The following is a 17573-nucleotide window of genomic DNA, read 5'->3' on the forward strand; positions in this document are numbered from 1 at the left end:
GACCGGGTGGCGATGTATCGTGATAACCCCGTGCGGGTCAACCGAATTCGGTGCCTATCGCGCAGGTGAAATCGCAGGAAGGGATGCAGGCCTCGCCAGCCGCAATTCCCGCTGATGCCGGTACTCCAGCGCGATCGCGCCCCAGACCAGGCCGAGCAGCAGGTACAGGTGGCGCCAGTGGTCGATGTCGATGAAGGTGCCGAGCCCGATATTGCCGAGATAGGCGACATAGGCGCAGAGCAGATAAGGTTGCCACGGCCGGTCGCGCAGAAGGATGCGGAAGCCGGCGCCGATCGTCCATAAGGTCAGCGTCAGGAACGAGACGAAGCCCAGCCAGCCATAATCCATCAGCGCCTTCAGCCAGATGTCATGCGTGTCCTCGCCATAGATCGTGCCGAAGACCAGCGGGCCGATGCCGAACGGATGCTCCATCGCCAGCTGGAAGCCGATCGTGTAGCGGGCGAATCGGCCGAGTCGCGCCGAATCGTAGCTCTGTTCGAGCTGCGCGCGCTGGGTGAACATGTCCGACACGCCGGGCAGTTGCAGGATGATGAGGAAGGCGATGACCAGCAGCGCCACGGCGGCGATCGTCATCACCACGACCCGCAGCCGGAACTTGCCGCTGGCGCTCTGCAGGAACAGGCACGCGGTAAGCAGCACCGCCGACACCGCGAACATGCCCCAGGCCCCTCGCGAGAAGGAAAAGAAGATGCCGGCCGTGATGATGAGCAACGGCACAGCCAGAAGCGGCATGCGCGATACGGGGCCGGTTAAGAGCACGTAGAGCAGGTAGGTGCCAGGCAGCACCAGGAATGGCCCGAACACGTTCGGGTCCTGGAAGGCGCCGGCGGCGCGGTCGTATTTGGTGAACATCTCCGCGCCGGGAAAGGCATGGAAATAGCCGGCGATGCCGAGCAGCGACGTCGCCACCGCCGACACGACATAGGCGATGAAGATCAGCCGGTAGAGGCTGGGCTGGACCGAGGTCACCGAGGCGAAGAACACCGCGCTGAAGGCCAGGAACAGCGAGACGGCGAGATAGAGCGGCGTGTTGGCGAGATCCGCCATCTGCGTCATGGCGATCATGCCGCCGATGTTCATTGCCACGAGGAGCACCAGAAGCGGCACGATCGCGCGGGAGATCCTGAGGCCGAACAGTGCCCAGACCGCGATCAGCCCGGCCATGTAGATCTCGTAGGGCGCGGGCTCGCTGATGACGAAGCCGGAGAGCAGGATGCCGATGCCGATCGCCGCCGACGCGATCAGCGAGATCAGCTTGGCGTTGACCGCTGAAGGCGGCAACTGGTTGACCGCGGACGCCGGCAATGCCCGCGGCTGCAACTCATGGGCGATGGCGCTCAATAGGCGTTTTCCGTGTTGAGCAGGCGGATCGGCGTCAGGAACAGGATGCGCAGATCGAACAGCATCGACCAGTTCTCGATGTAATAGAGGTCGTATTCGGTGCGCATGCGGATCTTTTCGTTGGTATCCATCTCGCCGCGCCAGCCGTTGATCTGCGCCCAGCCGGTGACGCCGGGCTTGACCTTGTGGCGCGCGAAATAGCCGTCCACCACCTCGTTGTAGAGCAGGTTGTGCGACTGAGCGGCGATGGCATGCGGGCGCGGCCCGACCAGAGACAGCGAGCCGAGGAGCGAATTGAAGAACTGCGGCAGCTCGTCGATCGACGTCTTGCGGATGAAGCGTCCGACGCGGGTGACGCGCGGATCGTTCCTGGTCACCGTCTGCTTGGCGGTCGGGTCGGACCGGTCCGTGAACATCGAGCGGAATTTGTAGACTTCGATGATCTCGTTGTTGAAACCGTGCCGCTTCTGCTTGAACAGCACCGGACCCTTGCTGTCGAGCTTGATGGCGATTGCGGTGGCGAGCATCACCGGCGAGAACAGGATGATGCCGACAAGCGAGAAGACGATGTCGAAGGCGCGCTTGGCGACCGAATCCCAGTCGTTGATCGGCTTGTCGAAGATGTCGAGCATCGGCACGGAGCCGATATAGGAGTAGGCGCGCGGCCGGAACTGCAGCGCGTTGGAATGCGCCGAGAGCCGGATGTCGACCGGCAGCACCCAGAGTTTCTTGAGCAACTGCAGCACGCGCGATTCGGCGGTCAACGGCAGCGACACGATCAGCATGTCGATGCGCGCGATGCGGGCGAATTCGATGAGCTCGGAAACGGTGCCCAGCTTCGGATAGCCGGCGACGATCGGCGGCGAGCGCTTGTCGTTGCGGTCGTCGAAGATGCCGCAGATGCGGATGTCGTTGTAGGGTTGCTTCTCGACCGAGCGGATCAGCTGTTCAGCAGCCTTGCCGCCGCCGACGATGAGGGCGCGGCGCTCCATGCGGCCGTCGCGCGCCCAGCGCCGGATGAGGCTGGACATCACCAGTCTCAAACCGAAGATCAGCACGAAGCCGGCCACGAACCAGGTGCCGAACAGCAGGCGCGAATAGTCTTCCGACGCCTTGATGGCAAAGGCGGTGAGTGCCATCAGCGCGAAGCTGCCGGCCCAGACGAGCAGCACCCGGCCGAAATTGGCCAGCGGGCGCATCAGCGCCGCGATCTGGTAGCAGTCGGTGACGTCGAGCAGCACCACGGCCAGGAACGACGTCGCCGCGATTGCCAGCGGATATTGCCAGGCCAGATAGGTGAAGAAACCGACATAGTAGAAATAGACGCAGAGTCCCGACAGGAGCAGCACCGCGAACTCGACCATGCGCAGCACGCCGCTGACCATGATCGGCGACATGGTATCGCGCCGGTATTGCGAGGCGACCTGGCGCGCTACATCGTTGATGCCGCCGGGCTTTTCGCTCTCGGCGGGAGCGTCGTAGTTGCGCACCGCATCCATGGAAAAGCGGTGTGCGGGGTCGATCTCATTCATGGGAACTGTCCGCGAGCTTCGCGCGAATGCATAGCAAAAGAGAGCTAAAAAAGGCTTGAGACAACCGGTGGTTTTGAAGCTGTTGTGCGGTTGCGGACCTACTTGTTGAGCGCCGCGAGATAGGCCGTCTCGATCTCGGCCGCCATTACATCCGCCCCAAATCGGGCCTTGAGCTCGTCGGCCTGCGGCATCATCTCCCGGTACGCGTCGCGCTCGTCGAGCGTAGTCTTCATCTTGCCGGCAAGCTCGACGGGGTCCGGCCGGATCAGGACAGGGGAACTCTCGCCGAAGATTTCCGGAATGCCGCCGACCGCGGTCGCGATCATCGGCATGCCGGCCGCCAAGGCTTCGAGCACGATATAGGGCATCGCCTCCGCGCGGGATGGAACCACGACCAGCTCGGCCAGGGCGAAAGCTTGCCTGGCCGGCATCGGCGGCAGGAAGCGAACGCGGTTCTTGAGGCCAAGCCGCTCGACCCGCACGTGGTAGCGCGGCAGGTCGTCGCCGTCGCCAACCATCACCGCGCTCAAGGGGCGTTCAAGCTCGCTGCCGGCCAAAGCCAGCGCATCGATGAAGATATCCGGGCCTTTCAGGTCGCGCATCATGCCGATGTACAGGAAATCGGCGGCATCTGCCGCCGTCGCCACCGGTTCGAATTCGGCGGCGCGCAGGCCGTTATAGACGAGCCGGTTGGGTACGGGCGGTTCGCCGACCTTGCGGCGATAGGTTTTCCGCTCGTAGTCGGAAACAAACAGCAGGCAGTCGGTGAAGCGCGCCATGAAGTGCTCCAGCCCGAAGAACAGCTTTCCGGTCGCTGTTGTTTCATCATAGTGGAGGGAGCCGCCATGCGGCGAATAAAGGCGGGCCACGCGAGACCTTGAAACCCGCAACAGTGAGCCGAACAGCCGGGCATAGGCGCCACCCTTGGCGCCGTGCCCATGCAGCACGTCCGGCCGCAATTCCTGGATGATTCTGTAGGTGCGCCAGGCCGAGGCGAGATCGCCCGGCCCGACATGGCGCTGCATCGGCGTGCGATGGATGCCTAGCGCCAGGCTATCCTTCATTGCCTCGAACAGCCGCTCTTCATAGTCGCCGCCGGTCGTCGAGTCGCAGACGATTCCCACCGCATGACCGGCGGCGACCTGCGCCTCGGTCAGGTCGCGCACATGCCGGAAGATTCCTCCGACAGGTGAGCGGAAGCAGTGGACGATCCTGAGGTTCACCGCCACGACGGCTTTTCAGAACAGGCGTTCGCGGACGTAGACGGTGTCGCCGGGCAGCAGCGGATCGGATGTCAGCACCCGTCCGGTCATCACCTTGCCGTTGATGTCGCGGGTGATGTCGACGCTCTCCTGATTGGCGCGCGGCGTGAAGCCGCCGGCAATGGCGACCGCCTTCTGCACGGTGAGCCCCGGCACATAGGAATATTGGCCGGCAGCGCCCACTTCGCCCATGACGAAGATCGGCCGGTAACGGTCGATCTCGACCGAAACGTCGGGATCACGCAGATAGCCCTGGCGCAATTTGTCGGCGATCTCTTTCTCCAGCTGCTGCGCGGTGTGGCCGCGCGCCGGAACCGCGCCGACCAGCGGGAAGGAGAGATAGCCGGACTGGTCGACGCTGTAGGTGTTGGTCAACCCGTCCTGCTCGAACACCGTGACACGGACGCGGTCGCCGGCGCCGAGCCGGTAGGGCTGGTCGAGCACTTCATGGAAGGCGGCGGGGGTCGGGCGATAGCTCGAGCAGCCGGTGAGAAGCGACAGGGCAAGCAAAGCGCGAAAGAGGGAAGCAGTGCTTTTCATGACCGGCCAGGAACCTTCATCGCTCTTGCCGCAAGCCGCGGCACAACCCCAGGAAAGTGCGACCGTTATCATCCTGTTAGGGTTAATGGGCGGTAAAGGAGTGCGATCCGGGGCCGCGTTGATCGGCAAAAAGCCCAATCGTTCTATTGCTTTCACCCAATATTCTTTGAGTGTCCTCTAATAAGCTGCAGCCCTAATCTTAACGGGTGAGTTACCATAGTTGTTTACGGTCCATCCTCGACTCAAAGTTCGGAGCAGGATGCATGTCCGTTCAGTCCGCGGCCGCAGATGTCGATGTCGATCTGAAACAGCTTTTCGCCAGCCTGGCGAGGAACTGGCTGCGCATTGTTCTTGTCACGCTTGTGGTCACCGGGCTCGCCTTCGCTTTGGCCTGGCTCGCGACGCCTTATTACAAGGCGACAGCCAAGCTGGAGATCGGCTCGCGCGAATCGGAATACACCCGGCCGCCGGGCACTAACGACGACGACAAGCCGATTCTGGACGAACAGGGCGTGGCGACTCAGGTCCAGATCATTTCCTCACCTGATATCCTCAAGCAGGTGGCTGCAAATCTCGACTTGGAAAGCAAACCCGAGTTCAACGCGGCGCGTGACATGTCCGCGCTGAATAGCATGCTCGTGCTGTTCGGCTTGAAGAGCGACCCCCACGATATTCCGCCGGAAGAGCTCGTGCTGAATGCCATGCACGACAAGCTCAACGTCTATGCCGTCGAAAAGACGCGTGCGATCGCCATCGAGTTCGCCTCGAAGGATCCCCAGCTTGCTGCGGCGATCGCGAACGGCATCGCCAACGCATATATCGCCTCGAAGAGCGACGCCAAGCTCGAATCGAACGCCGCCGCGACCAACTTTCTGGCGCCTGAGATCACCGAACTGCAGAATCGCGTGAAGGACGCCGAGGCCAAGGTCGCAGCGTTCCGCGCCCAGTCAGACCTTCTGATGGGCGGCAACAATGCGGTGTTGCCGACTCAGCAGCTCGCCGAGCTGTCGAGCGAATTGTCGCGCGTGCGCGCCAGCCGCGCCTCCGCCGAGGCGAGCGCCGAGAGCGTGCGCCGGGCGCTGCAGAATGGCGGTTCGCTGGACAGCGTGCCCGAGGTTCTGTCCTCCGAGCTGATCCAGCGCCTGCGCGAGCGCCAGGTCGAGCTCCGGGCCAACATTGCCGATCTTTCCACGACCTTGCTCGACAACCATCCCCGCATCCGGGCGCTGAAGTCGCAGCTTGCCGACCTCGACGGTCAGATTCGCAACGAGGCCCAGAAGATCATCAGGGGGTTGTCGGCCCAGGCTCAGACGGCCAAGGCCCGCGAGGATCAGCTGGTCACGGATGTCAACACGCTGAAAGCCGCGTCGGCGCGCGCCGGCGAGCAGCAGGTGCAGCTAGATGCCTTGCAGCGCGACGCGAACGTTCAGCGCCAACAGCTTGAATCCTATATGGCAAGTTACAATGCGGCGGCCTCGCGCAAGGATCGCAAATACTCGCCCGTCGCGGCGAGCCTGATCGCGCAGGCCCAGGTGCCGTCCCAGCCTTATTTCCCGAAGATCGGGCCGATCACCGGGGCCGCCGCCGCAGCTTCGCTGCTGCTGATGGCGATCGGTACGCTGCTTGGCGAGTTGTTCTCCGGCCGCGCCATGCGTCCCGCCCCCGGTGCCCGTTTTGAGAACATAGAGCAGGTGGCGATGCCTGTCGCGCGCACGGAACCGGCGATCGCCGAGGCACATGACGAAGATCGTGCTTTTGCTCCTTACGAGGAAGCCGCGGCAGGTCATTCCATCGCGGAAACGGAACTCCCCAGGCCGGCCGAGAGCGAGCCGGCAGAGGTCCATGCCGCCGCTGCCGACCGTCCTGCGTCCGTTGTCGGGCCTTCTGAACCCGCCGGATCGGCGCCCGAGCCGCGCCAATCCCGGCTCGGCGAGATCGATATCGAAAAGGCTGCGGAGAAGTTGATCGCTTCCGGCGCGGCGCGCGCGATCTTCGTGTCGCCCGAAGGCGACGAGGCGGCCGCGTCCGCCGTGCTGGTGGCGCGCGAAGTCTCCGATGCCGGCCTGCGTGTGCTTTTGCTCGATCTAACAGCATCGGGCGCGGCGTCGCGGCCGATGCTGGACTCGAGCCTGTTTCCGGGCATCACCAATCTGCTCGCTTCCGAAGCGCAGTTCAGCGACGTCATCCATCCCGATCTCTATTCGGATGCGCATGTCATTCCGGTCGGCACCGCCGACCCGGTGCGCGCCATGCGCGCCGCCGACCGGCTGCCCATCATCATGCAGTCGCTGACCACGGCCTACGATCTCGTCGTGGTCGAATGCGGCCCGGCCGACGCGCAAGGCATCAGCCGCCTGGTCGGCGACGGCACCGAAGTCTTCCTGTCGATGCTGGAAGCCGACGACCAGGTGACCCAGGCCGCGGTGAAGCTGATCGAGAACGGCTATCCGGACGTCACGCTGGTCACGCCGGTCGGCCATGAGCCGGGAGATCCCTTGCCCGGACGCCGTTCGGCTGCATAGGGCTGGAGGCCGGCAAGGCTGTCCGGCGCTGCCGCGACGCTTGCCAAGGATAACCTCGACGCACCGGAGACCGAGACCACGACGGCTCAGCCGGGGGGATGGCAATCCTTAAAGCATGTCTCCCGAAAGTGGGAACCGGTTTCGGGATAAAGACATGCGTAAAATCAAAGACCTAAAGCGCATGAAGCGAATCCGAAGGATCGCGACGCGCTCTAGGTGCAAGACCGGACCGGGGCATTTCTCGGCGGCTCCCGCACTTTACATCGACGGCACGGCACCTAGTTTCGATGTTTCGCCCCGCGCATTTTCGTGCGTGGATGATCGAGAGCGGGACCGAGATCCCCAGGCCGGCCCCCAAAACTCCCAAAGGATGGCTGTTATGACACAGGCCAAGAACGGCGACACCGTACGCATCAACTACATCGGGCGCTTGGTGGACGGCACCCAATTCGATTCTTCCGGCAGTGAACCGTTGCAGTTCACACTCGGTGAAGGACAGGTAATTCCGGGTCTCGAAACCCATGTCGAGGGCATGGAGGTTGGCACGAAAAGCACCGTCACCGTTCCTGCTGACGCGGCCTATGGTCCTCATCGCCCCGAGGCGGTCGTAACCATCGACCGCGCCGCCGTGCCGGCAAACATCAATGTCGATGTTGGCACCCGATTGCAGGCCCGCACCCGCGAGGGACGTACCATGCAAGTGACGGTCATCGGCGTCGACGATGTCAGCCTCAAGCTCGACGGCAATCATCCGTTGGCCGGAAAGGACCTGGTGTTCGACGTTGAATTGGTCGAGATCGTTCAGGCGGCGTAGTGAGCGACTCTTGCCAGGTCTAGCTGTCGTCCTCGGCCGCGGCAGGTGCTGCCTGTCCGGCGGCCTTGCGGCGCACCGTCTTGGTCAGCTTCCAAACTGTCGGGTTGTTCTTGATGAAGGCCTTCGCCCGCGCGCCTTGCCGCAGCCCCGCCGCCAGCGCTCGGCCCTTCAGCGTCAGCGGCGCGAGCACCTCGAAATGCTGGACCTCGATATCGCACCAGAGCCGTTTGTAAGGCTCGTCGCCGACCGAGAAGTCATACACCTCGTAGCCGAGCTCGCAGGCTTCCTGGATGTTGTCGAAGAACAGGAAATCGCCAGGGCTGGTGAAGGCGAGATCGTCTTCTGCAATGGCGCCGAACTCGCAGATCAGCCGCATGCCCGAGCGGCTGGACCCGGTCACCGCGCGCAGCTTTCCCGCCACGTCCAGGCCATGCAGCAGAAACGACGGCTTGTCCTCGGCGAGCGCATCGGTAAACAGCGCCCGGAAGAAGGCGCGCACGCCCGCATCGCCGAAGACATTGGCGATGCCCATCTTGGCGAAACGCGCCTCCTTCATCTCGAGGAAAGCGTCGAGCAGCCTGTCTACCTCCTCGCGGGTGCGGGCCTCGATGCGGCGAAATGTTCCGACTGCCTCGAACTTGCGCGTCTGCGAGCGGTGCTTCTTGCGCTTGCGCTTGCCGCTCGCGCGCGACAGCAGCGCGTCGAACCCGCCGTCCAGATCGACCGCGAGCGCAAGGTTCGGACTCGCGAAATTGGGCAGCGCGGCGAGCGGGTTCGCGACGCCATCGAGATCGGGCAACAGCCTTTCCAGCGAGATCAGATCGATGTCCGGGCGCATTTGGGCGATCGCCTTGAACATCGAGCGGATTGCCGGACCGTCGATGGCGGACAGGAAACGTGGATCGGCTGCCGCGAAATTGCCGTTGGCGTGCCGACCGCCGGCGAAACGGGCAAGCTTGAAGGGACTTCGCCGAATGACTTCCAGCGCCAGCGAGAGCGCCGGGCGACCGTCGCAGAAAAGCGTCGCGACAGCCATGTCGGCGCCCGTCTCGGTCGCCCAGTTGTTCACCCAGGATGCGCTTTGCGCCGGCGCGAACAACGCCGAGGCGCAGAATTGAATGTAATCGGCTAGGCCGGCGCCATTGCTTGCGGAAGCGGCCCACCGGCCCTGATCGGCTTTCAACGGCCGCGTGGAAACCTCATTGGCAGCGACCTGGTTGCCGTCAAATGACGCGGCGGCGTCAACCATCCCTCAATCCTTAAGACGTATTGGTTCCGACTTGGGGGTTCGCATAGGCGAATGTCGTGCTTGGATAAGCCTAGGCGCAAAAGGTGAAGGAATGATCGACGGGGGCGAGGCAATCCGGAAACTGGCGTTGAACCTTGCCCGCTACTCCGGCCTGGCGCCCCTGGCCCGGCCGTTTGTCGGCGGCATCGGCGCCATCCTGATGCTGCACCGCGTCACTGCGACGCCGGAGAGGCCGAACAGCGTCAATCGGCATCTGAATATTGCCCCGGCTTTTCTGGACAGGCTTATCGCCGACATGAAGGGAAGGGGTTATGCCTTTGTTTCCCTTGATGAAGCGATCGAGCGGATCAAGGTTTGCGGCAAGGGTGGGCAGTTCGCTACGATCACCGCCGATGACGCCTATCGCGACAACATGACGGAGGCGCTGCCGGTGCTCGAGAAGCACGGCGCGCCGATCACCATCTACGTCGCCCCGGGCCTGATCGACGGCGCCGTCGATCTCTGGTGGGATGTCATAGAGGATATCGTCGACACCAGCTCGCGCCTGACGTTGAAGACGGCGGGCGGATCGACAGTGATCGATTGCTCGACACAGGGCAGAAAGATCCAGGCCGTGGCGCGGCTGAACGCCTGGCTGACCCTGGAAGTCGCCGAGGAAGAGCAGGGTACGGCGCTGCGGGAACTGGCTCGTTCGAATGGATTCAAATTCGACTCGGGCCGTCCAGGCACCTTGATGAGCTGGGACGAACTCCGCACCATGGCCGCGCACAAGCTGGTGACCATCGGCGCGCACACGGTCAATCATCGCAATTTGAAGCGCCTGTCCGAAGCCGATGCGCGCCATGAGATCGGCGACGTCCGCCGTATCCTCAAGGAAAAGCTGGGCGAGGAGCCGCGTCATCTGGCTTACCCCTATGGTTTTGCCAGCGCTGTCGGGTGCCGCGAAGTGGGCTTCGCCCGCGACGCGGGCTATGCCTCGGCGGTGACCACACGGCATGGTGTGCTAAGGGCCGAGCATGCCGGCTTCCTGCACGCGCTGCCGCGCATCTCCGTCAACGGCCGCTACCAGAGCGTCGCCCATATCCGCACGATGCTGTCCGGCATCACCACGCCGCTGGCCAACGCCGGCAAGATGGTGGTGACCATCTAGGCTGGCCGGCGGCGCCGGCGTCAGACAGGATCAGCCCTTCGGCCGCGGCTCGATGATCAGCCATTTTATGATGGCCATGGCCGGCAGCACCCAGAGAAAGCCGCTGAGGAGGAAGAACAGGAGATGTGCCGTGGGCCCGTATTCGGCGAGCCTTGTGACAGCGACGGCCGAGGCGATCAGCGCGTAGATGACGACCAGCGCCACCAACAAGATGGTTCCGATCAGCTTTTTCAGGCGAATGGGCATGTCGCGGTCTCGTTGACCCGTCTCGCTTAGGCTGAATGACGTGTGCGCGCAACTGCTGCGGCTCGGCGCGACGGCGTGCCGCGCTATCCAGTCTTGTCACGGCGCGAGCCTTGGTCCACCACTCCAGCGTTTCAATTGCCGGAAAACGTCCATGGCTGCCATCTCCGCCACGGCCCCCTATGCCGCACGCGACCGAGACCTGCATAACCGCGCCCTGGTGCGCGGATGGCTCTACGTCGTGGTGCTCGTGCTGTTCGCGCTGGTGCTGGTCGGCGGCTCCACGCGTCTCACCGGCTCGGGGCTTTCGATCACCGAGTGGCAGCCGATACATGGTGTCATCCCGCCGCTCAACGACGCCGAATGGCAGGAAGAGTTCCAGCGCTACCAGCAGATCCCGCAATATACCGAGATCAACAAGGGCATGAGCCTCGAGGACTTCAAGTCCATCTTCTGGTGGGAGTGGGCGCACCGCGTTCTGGCGCGCAGCGTCGGCGTGGTCTTTGCCTTGCCGCTGCTGTTCTTCTGGGCAACGCGCCGCATCGAGCGCGGCCTTGGGTTGAAGCTCCTCGGCATCCTGGCGCTTGGCGGAATGCAAGGCGCCATCGGTTGGTGGATGGTGGCTTCCGGCCTTGTCGACCGTGTCTCGGTCAGCCAGTACCGGTTGGCGACGCATCTGACGCTTGCCGCGCTGATCTTCACCGCCACCATGGTGGTCGCGCGAGGTCTCGCGCCGCATTCGGAGCCTGCCGCTGATCGCTCGACGCAGCGGCTCGCGGGCTTCATCGTGTTCTTGACGCTGGTCCAGATCTATCTCGGCGGACTGGTCGCCGGCCTTCACGCCGGTCTTTCCTACAACACATGGCCGCTGATGGACGGAAAGGTGATCCCCTCCGATCTGCTTCTCCTGAAGCCCGCCTGGCTGAACTTCTTTGAAAATCCGAAGACGGTGCAGTTCGTTCACCGGCTGGGCGCTTATACGGTCTTTGTCGTGGCGCTCTGGCACATGATCGCCACGTGGCGGCGTCAGCCCGTCACCACCCATGCCCGCCGGGCCACGCTTCTGTTCGCGCTGGTGGTCGTCCAGGCCTCGATCGGCATCGGCACGCTGTTGATGCAGGTGCCGCTGCACATGGCTCTGACGCATCAGGCGATCGCCCTGGTCCTGCTCGGCTTTGCCACCGCGCATTGGCGCGGCACCAAGGGCGCCTATCCGCTGCCGACCGAGGTAAGCGTCAGAAGCTGACGGCCGGCGATCAGTATCGCGAGCGAAGCTTTCGAACGGCCCAGCGCTCTGGAAATGCCTGCATTGCCGTTCAGTGCTTGATGCCAAGCATAAGATTGAGATTCTGCACCGCAGCGCCCGACGCTCCCTTGCCGAGATTGTCGTAGACAGCCATCAGCAGCGCCTGCGCCCGCTCGTCATTGGCGAACACATAGACCTTCATCCGGTTGGTGCCGTTATAGATCTCCGGATCGATCTCCGGGATGCGCTCCATATGGGTGTATGGCGCGACCTCGACCACGCCGCCGTCGATCGACGCATAATGGTCGGCGATCGCCGCGTGAAGCTCGGCACCGGTCGGCACGCGGTCGAGACCGCCGAGCTGCAGCGGCACCACGGTGATCATGCCTTGCGCGAAATTGCCCACTGCCGGCTGCATGATCGGATCGTGCGACAGCTTCGCATAGGTGCGGAGCTCCGGCACATGCTTGTGCTGCAGCGTCAGCCCGTAGGGCAGGAACTCGGGCGCGTCCTCGCCCTTACTGACATAGTCCTCGATCATCGGCCGGCCGCCGCCGGAATAGCCGGAGATGCCGTTGACGGTGACCGGAAAATCGGCCGGCAACAGGCCGGCGGAGACCAGCGGACGAAGCGTCGCGATCGGCCCTTGCGGCCAGCAGCCCGGATTGGCGATGCGCTTCGCGCTGGCGATCTTCTTCGCCTGATCCTTGTCCATTTCGGCGAAGCCGTATTCCCATCCCTCGGCGACGCGATGCGCGGTCGAGGCGTCGATCACCTTGGTCGTGTCGTTGGTGATCAGCGACACGCTTTCCTTTGCCGCCGCGTCCGGCAGGCAAAGGATCGCGACATCGGCCGCGTTGAGGAATTCGGCGCGGGCGGCGGTCTCCTTGCGACGCTCGGTCGGGATGGAGATGATCTCCAGGTCGCCGCGGTCGGCAAGCAGCGCCCTGATCTGCAGGCCCGTCGTGCCGTGTTCGCCGTCAATGAAGATTTTCGGTTTCATCGCTTACAAAATTCCCTGCGATTCCAATGTCATATGCCGTTAGCGTGATTTATCGCGGCATGATTGCCGTTGTTCAACTCTTCCGCCCGTGCCTTTCGTTCCGCCAACAGGCCGAGATAGTGCATGGCGATGATCGATCCGGCGATCGCCGTTATATCGGCATGATCATAGGCCGGCGCAACCTCGACGATGTCGGCGCCGACGACATCGACCTGGCCGAGTTGGCGCAGTGTCGACAGCATCTTTGCCGAGGAAGGGCCACCCGCCACCGGCGTTCCGGTGCCGGGCGCGAAGGCCGGATCGAGGCAGTCGATGTCGAAAGTGAGGTAGGTCTTCTTGCCGCCGGTGCGCTCGACGATCGCATAAGCGATGTCGGAGGCACGCATTTCCTCGACCTCGTGGCCGTAGAGGATCTTGATGCCGAACGTATCGGGCGCATGCGTGCGGATGCCGATCTGGATCGAGCGGTCGGGATCGATGATGCCTTCATTCACCGCCCGGGCGACGAAGGAGCCGTGATCGATGCGCTTGCCGTCATCCGGCCAGGTGTCCTGATGCGCGTCGAACTGCACCATCGCCAGCGGCCCGTGGATCGCGGCATGCGCCTTGAGCAGCGGCCAGGTGACGAAATGGTCGCCGCCGAGCGTCAAAAGGAACGCGCCTGATTTCAGGATCTTGGCCGCCTCGCGCTCGATCGTGCCGGGCGTCTTCTGGTGGTTGCCGCTGTCGAGCAGGCAATCGCCGTAGTCCACCACCGAGAGGTGCTCGAACAGGTCGCGCGAGAACGGGTATTGCGGGTCGTTGTCGAGGATCGCCGAGGCGCGGCGGATCGCCTGCGGCCCAAAGCGGGCACCCGGTCGATTCGTGACGGCGGCGTCGAAGGGAATGCCCCACACGACGGCGTCCGCGCCTTTCACGTCCTTCGTGTATTTGCGCCGCATGAACGACAGCGCGCCGGCATAGGTCGGCTCGAACGACGCGCCCGTCTTGGAGCGGGCGGTGAAGGCGTGGTCGATTTCTTTGTTCGCCATTACGGGTCCTCGGTTTGCATCGGGGCAGCCACCACTACAGAACCGGCACGCAACATGCCAGTCACAGCTTGCGGAAACGGCGCGGCGCTCGGCGAGTGCCACGGCAACACAGGATCTGTATCATTATGGCTGAGACGGCTCTGCTCAACCTTGCGCCCGCACCCGCGGCGACCCGTGTCGGCACGATGGCCGGCGAGCGCTTCCTAGTGCTGGATTCCTGGCGGGGTATCTGCGCGCTGCTGGTGGCGCTGTTCCACTTCCCGACCACCTCGATGATTTCGCAAAGCGCCTTTGTCGGCGGCTCCTACCTGTTCGTCGATTTCTTCTTCGTGCTCTCCGGCTTCGTCATCGCCAGCGCCTATGGCAGCCGGCTGAACGAGCAGGACGATCTTGCCCGCTTCGCGATGGTACGCTTCGGCCGCATCTATCCGCTGCATGTCCTTATGCTTGCCGCTTTCGCCGGCTTCGAGGCGCCGCGGCTCGTCCTCCCGGCACTGCACGGAACGGGTCCGGCACCCTTCACCGCCGGTTTCGACCTGAAAAGCCTCGTCGCCAACCTGTTTCTTTTGCAGGGCATGGGCGTCGAGGATCATCTGGGCTGGAACGCGCCGAGCTGGAGCATTTCGGCCGAGTTCTTCACCTATCTGCTCTTTGCCGCCGTCGTCTTCGCCGCCGGCCAGCGCGCCTGGATATGGTTCGTCGCCGCCGCCGTGACGGCGCCGCTTTTCCTGCTCGCGGTCTCGACGCGTCATATGGACGTGTCCTTCGATTTCGGCTTCATCCGTTGCCTTTACGGCTTCTCGCTCGGCGCGTTGCTCGCCTGGTTTCAGCACGATTCCATTGCAGAGGCGCGACAAGCGCTTGGCAGCGGGGCAGGGCGCCTTGCCTGGACGCTTGCCGAGCTTGCGATGATCGCGGGAATCGCGCTGTTCGTCTCCATTGCCGGCACCAGCGACATCGGCGTCGCGGCGCCGCTCGTCTTCGCGCTGGCGCTTTATCTTTTCGCGCATGAGGGCGGGTGGGTCAGCGCGGCTTTGCGCAGCCAGCCGATGCTGATGCTCGGCTCGCTCTCCTATTCGATCTACATGGTCCACATTTTCGTCCAGGCGCGCATGATCAATGTCGGCGGCCTGGTCGAGCGCAAGCTCGGGCTCGGCATCGTCGGCGACCTGTTGCTGCGCGGCGACCACGCGACCGGCTTCGGCGCCGGCTCGCCATGGATCGGTTTCGCGGCTTTGATCGCAATGTTGATCGCCGTCATCGTCGCGTCCTGGTTCACCTGGCGCTTCGTTGAAATCCCGGCACTGACCTGGTTCCGGCGCCTCTCCAAGAGGATTTGACCAAGCAATTCCAGGAAAGTGTGAAGCGGCTTTCCGTCCGGAATTGCGCCAATCAAAAAACAACTAGCCGGCTTCGTTCACCGCCCTGTCATGGGCGTCGCCTAACCGGGTTCCGACCCGGAACGGAGCGATTCCCCGATGCGAACACTCTGGCTGAGCCTTTTTCTCTCCGCCGCGTTTGGTGCAATTCCTAATCAAAGTTTAGCCGGCGAGACGCGCGCTGCCCAAATCATCGACCGCTTCGAGCACGCCAATCAATGGCGCGATCATGTGATGATCGCCGCGCACCGCGCCGGCAGCATGCAAGCCGGCAAGACGCTCTATGCCGAGAATTCGCTGGCCGCGGTCGAAGGCTCGATCGCTATCGGCGCCGAAATCGTCGAAGTCGACGTCCGGCGCGCGAAAGACGGCGAGTTCGTCATCATGCATGACAGCTGGCTCGACCGCACCACCACCTGCAAGGGCGAGGTGGTGAACTATACGCTGGCCGAGCTGAAGAAGTGCCGGTTGGTCATCGAGGGCACGGGCGCCGTCACCAACGAGACGGTGTCGACTCTGCGCGAGATGCTGCTGACGACCAGGGACAGGATCCTGATCAACCTCGACAACAAGCTGGAGGTGACCGACCTGCCGGGCATGATAGCGGAGGCGCGCGATCTCGGCATGGCCGATCAGGTGATCGTCAAGGAGAACCTCTGGAACCGGCAACGCATCGATGCCGCGGGCGCCGCGCTCGCCAAGGCCGGCGGTGGCTTCCAGTTCATGCCGATCCTGGCCGACGACGCCGTGCATGACGCCGCCTTCGCCGATGACGTCGACAAGGCGTTCGCGCCTCATGCCATCGAACTGATCAATTGGCGCAACGGCGCGGAAACGCTGACTTCGAACGGTGGCCCGCTGTTCAGCGGCCATATGAGGGCGGAAGCGGTCCGCGGAAACTGGCATCTCTGGGCCGACACCTACGCCATCGTCCACAAGCCAGGCGGTTTCCTTGCCGGCGGCCGCGGCGATGAACTCGCCGTCGCCGCCAGCCTGCCGCGCGAAGCCTGGGGTTTCTGGGTCGATCGCGGCGCGACGATTATCCAGACCGACGAGCCGAAAGCGGCGATCGAGTGGCTGGCCGCGAATGGTTATCGGGTGCCGTACAGGACGGACATCAAACAGGCTGAGGCGGCGCATACGGCGAGCATCAATTAGCTGGCGTCGGCGCTTCACCCCGCCCGGCGCTTCGCGCCGACCTCCCCATCGAGGGGAGGTAGAGCGTCGTGCCGACCTGCCGTCGCTGCATGCCTCCGAAATCCTGAATGCTGAATCAGCGTTCGAGTATAAAGCGCGGCGCCCTACCTCCCCTCGTTGGGGAGGTCGCGCCGCAGGCGCGGGCGGGGTGCTGCGCCGAGCTACGCAGCTTTCGCCACGCCATCCAACTCCTGCAACACATCCGCCGACAGCTTCAGCTCGGCAGCCGCCAGATTCTCCCGCAGATGCGCGACCGACGACGTGCCCGGAATCAAGAGGATGTTTGGCGACCGCTGCAGCAGCCACGCCAGCGCCACCTGCATGGGGGTCGCGCCGAGCCGTTCGGCCACGTTGGACAGCGTCGACGATTGCAGCGGGCTGAACCCGCCGAGCGGGAAGAACGGCACATAGGCGATGCCGTCGCGCGCCAGCTCGTCGATCAGCGCGTCGTCTTCCCGGTGCGCGAGATTGTACTGGTTCTGCACACAGACGATGTCGCAGATCTTGCGGCCTTCCGCGATTTGCGCGCGGGTGACGTTGCTCAAGCCGATATGGCGCACGAGGCCTTTGCGCTGCAACTCGGCAAGCTTGGTGACCTGCGCCTCGATGGAACCCTCGGCCGGACCATGCACCCCGAACATGATGCGCAGATTGACGACGTCCATCACCTCGAGGCCAAGATTGCGGAGATTATCGTGCACGGCCTGCTCGAGCTCGTCGGCTGTGAAGGCCGGTAGCCAGGAGGCGTCTTCACCGCGACGGGCGCCGATCTTGGTGACGATGGTGAGGTCGTCGGGGTAGGGCGCCAGCGCCTCGCGGATCAGCCTGTTGGTGACGTAGGGCCCGTAGTAATCGCTGGTGTCGATATGGTTCACGCCTTGCGCCACCGCTTCGCGCAGCACGGCAATCGCCGCGCCATGGTCTTTCGGCGGGCCGAACACGCCTTTGCCCGCAAGCTGCATGGCGCCATAGCCGAGGCGGCGGACCGAGCGGTCGCCGAGTTTGTAGGTGCCGGATTTGTTTACGCTGGACATCTTGGTCTC

15 protein-coding genes are annotated in these 17573 nt (G+C 63.7%); 6 read left to right on the top strand and 9 right to left on the bottom strand.

Translation table 11 applies throughout. From position 1 onward, the window contains the following. Nucleotides 1-54: 54 nt before the first annotated feature. From DPM35_RS25420 to DPM35_RS25435, 4 genes are all read right to left on the bottom strand, one after another. Nucleotides 55-1362, bottom strand: coding sequence for an O-antigen ligase family protein (locus DPM35_RS25420; RefSeq protein WP_245431636.1), 1308 nt, complete (start codon nucleotides 1360-1362; stop codon nucleotides 55-57). Next, nucleotides 1359-2894 carry an undecaprenyl-phosphate glucose phosphotransferase gene (locus tag DPM35_RS25425; protein ID WP_112129950.1) on the bottom strand — a complete coding sequence of 512 codons (1536 nt, stop codon included), beginning with the start codon at nucleotides 2892-2894 and terminating at the stop codon, nucleotides 1359-1361. Before DPM35_RS25425 ends, DPM35_RS25420 begins: the two co-directional genes overlap by 4 nt. A gap of 98 nt (nucleotides 2895-2992) precedes the next feature. After that, nucleotides 2993-4123: a glycosyltransferase gene (locus DPM35_RS25430; RefSeq protein WP_112129951.1), complete on the bottom strand. Its 1131-nt coding sequence runs from the start codon at nucleotides 4121-4123 to the stop codon at nucleotides 2993-2995. A 9-nt stretch (nucleotides 4124-4132) separates the two neighbouring features. Beyond that, nucleotides 4133-4696 carry a polysaccharide biosynthesis/export family protein gene (locus tag DPM35_RS25435; protein ID WP_040983193.1) on the bottom strand — a complete coding sequence of 188 codons (564 nt, stop codon included), beginning with the start codon at nucleotides 4694-4696 and terminating at the stop codon, nucleotides 4133-4135. Nucleotides 4697-4959: 263 nt separating this feature from the next. On the opposite strand from DPM35_RS25435, the gene DPM35_RS25440 reads away from it, so the two are divergent. Together DPM35_RS25440 and DPM35_RS25445 are read left to right on the top strand one after the other, a co-directional pair. Further along, nucleotides 4960-7218: a GumC family protein gene (locus DPM35_RS25440; protein WP_112129952.1), complete on the top strand. Its 2259-nt coding sequence runs from the start codon at nucleotides 4960-4962 to the stop codon at nucleotides 7216-7218. A gap of 379 nt (nucleotides 7219-7597) precedes the next feature. Continuing rightward, a complete protein-coding gene (locus DPM35_RS25445) occupies nucleotides 7598-8032 on the top strand; it encodes an FKBP-type peptidyl-prolyl cis-trans isomerase (protein WP_112130036.1) in 435 nt (144 codons plus the stop codon). Nucleotides 8033-8051: 19 nt separating this feature from the next. Here the strand turns inward: DPM35_RS25445 and DPM35_RS25450 are convergent, their stop codons facing one another. Next, nucleotides 8052-9281, bottom strand: coding sequence for a GNAT family N-acetyltransferase (locus tag DPM35_RS25450; RefSeq protein WP_112129953.1), 1230 nt, complete (start codon nucleotides 9279-9281; stop codon nucleotides 8052-8054). Between the two features lie 91 nt (nucleotides 9282-9372). On the opposite strand from DPM35_RS25450, the gene DPM35_RS25455 reads away from it, so the two are divergent. Then, entirely contained in the window at nucleotides 9373-10431 is a 1059-nt protein-coding gene (locus DPM35_RS25455) for a polysaccharide deacetylase family protein (RefSeq protein ID WP_112129954.1), read from the top strand. A gap of 30 nt (nucleotides 10432-10461) precedes the next feature. Here the strand turns inward: DPM35_RS25455 and DPM35_RS25460 are convergent, their stop codons facing one another. Then, a complete protein-coding gene (locus tag DPM35_RS25460; protein ID WP_040999884.1) occupies nucleotides 10462-10677 on the bottom strand; it encodes a DUF2842 domain-containing protein in 216 nt (71 codons plus the stop codon). A 151-nt stretch (nucleotides 10678-10828) separates the two neighbouring features. Here DPM35_RS25460 and DPM35_RS25465 point away from each other — a divergent pair, with 151 nt between their 5' ends. Then, nucleotides 10829-11920 carry a COX15/CtaA family protein gene (locus tag DPM35_RS25465; RefSeq protein ID WP_112129955.1) on the top strand — a complete coding sequence of 364 codons (1092 nt, stop codon included), beginning with the start codon at nucleotides 10829-10831 and terminating at the stop codon, nucleotides 11918-11920. 70 nt (nucleotides 11921-11990) lie between these two features. Here the strand turns inward: DPM35_RS25465 and argC are convergent, their stop codons facing one another. Both argC and speB read right to left on the bottom strand, forming a co-directional pair. After that, entirely contained in the window at nucleotides 11991-12923 is a 933-nt protein-coding gene (gene argC / locus DPM35_RS25470) for an N-acetyl-gamma-glutamyl-phosphate reductase (protein ID WP_112129956.1), read from the bottom strand. Nucleotides 12924-12952: 29 nt separating this feature from the next. Continuing rightward, nucleotides 12953-13954 carry an agmatinase gene (speB, locus tag DPM35_RS25475; RefSeq protein ID WP_112129957.1) on the bottom strand — a complete coding sequence of 334 codons (1002 nt, stop codon included), beginning with the start codon at nucleotides 13952-13954 and terminating at the stop codon, nucleotides 12953-12955. 125 nt (nucleotides 13955-14079) lie between these two features. Here speB and DPM35_RS25480 point away from each other — a divergent pair, with 125 nt between their 5' ends. Together DPM35_RS25480 and DPM35_RS25485 are read left to right on the top strand one after the other, a co-directional pair. Then, nucleotides 14080-15294, top strand: a complete 1215-nt coding sequence (locus DPM35_RS25480; protein WP_112129958.1) for an acyltransferase family protein — start codon at nucleotides 14080-14082, stop codon at nucleotides 15292-15294. Nucleotides 15295-15432: 138 nt separating this feature from the next. After that, entirely contained in the window at nucleotides 15433-16491 is a 1059-nt protein-coding gene (locus DPM35_RS25485; protein ID WP_112129959.1) for a glycerophosphodiester phosphodiesterase family protein, read from the top strand. Between the two features lie 200 nt (nucleotides 16492-16691). Here DPM35_RS25485 and DPM35_RS25490 read toward each other — a convergent pair whose 3' ends face one another. Next, nucleotides 16692-17564, bottom strand: a complete 873-nt coding sequence (locus tag DPM35_RS25490) for an aldo/keto reductase family oxidoreductase (protein ID WP_112129960.1) — start codon at nucleotides 17562-17564, stop codon at nucleotides 16692-16694. Between the last annotated feature and the right edge of the window lie 9 nt (nucleotides 17565-17573).

Origin of the sequence: Mesorhizobium atlanticum (genome assembly GCF_003289965.1) — a bacterium.
GTDB lineage: Bacteria > Pseudomonadota > Alphaproteobacteria > Rhizobiales > Rhizobiaceae > Mesorhizobium > Mesorhizobium atlanticum.

Coding starts and splice junctions, on each gene's coding strand:
- DPM35_RS25490 (WP_112129960.1), bottom strand. CDS start 17,564: ATGTCCAGCGTAAACAAATCCGGCACCTACAAACTCGGCGACCGCTCG.
- DPM35_RS25425 (WP_112129950.1), bottom strand. CDS start 2,894: ATGAATGAGATCGACCCCGCACACCGCTTTTCCATGGATGCGGTGCGC.
- DPM35_RS25460 (WP_040999884.1), bottom strand. CDS start 10,677: ATGCCCATTCGCCTGAAAAAGCTGATCGGAACCATCTTGTTGGTGGCG.
- DPM35_RS25435 (WP_040983193.1), bottom strand. CDS start 4,696: ATGAAAAGCACTGCTTCCCTCTTTCGCGCTTTGCTTGCCCTGTCGCTT.
- speB (WP_112129957.1), bottom strand. CDS start 13,954: ATGGCGAACAAAGAAATCGACCACGCCTTCACCGCCCGCTCCAAGACG.
- DPM35_RS25450 (WP_112129953.1), bottom strand. CDS start 9,281: ATGGTTGACGCCGCCGCGTCATTTGACGGCAACCAGGTCGCTGCCAAT.
- DPM35_RS25440 (WP_112129952.1), top strand. CDS start 4,960: ATGTCCGTTCAGTCCGCGGCCGCAGATGTCGATGTCGATCTGAAACAG.
- DPM35_RS25465 (WP_112129955.1), top strand. CDS start 10,829: ATGGCTGCCATCTCCGCCACGGCCCCCTATGCCGCACGCGACCGAGAC.
- DPM35_RS25485 (WP_112129959.1), top strand. CDS start 15,433: ATGCGAACACTCTGGCTGAGCCTTTTTCTCTCCGCCGCGTTTGGTGCA.
- DPM35_RS25480 (WP_112129958.1), top strand. CDS start 14,080: ATGGCTGAGACGGCTCTGCTCAACCTTGCGCCCGCACCCGCGGCGACC.
- DPM35_RS25455 (WP_112129954.1), top strand. CDS start 9,373: ATGATCGACGGGGGCGAGGCAATCCGGAAACTGGCGTTGAACCTTGCC.
- DPM35_RS25445 (WP_112130036.1), top strand. CDS start 7,598: ATGACACAGGCCAAGAACGGCGACACCGTACGCATCAACTACATCGGG.
- argC (WP_112129956.1), bottom strand. CDS start 12,923: ATGAAACCGAAAATCTTCATTGACGGCGAACACGGCACGACGGGCCTG.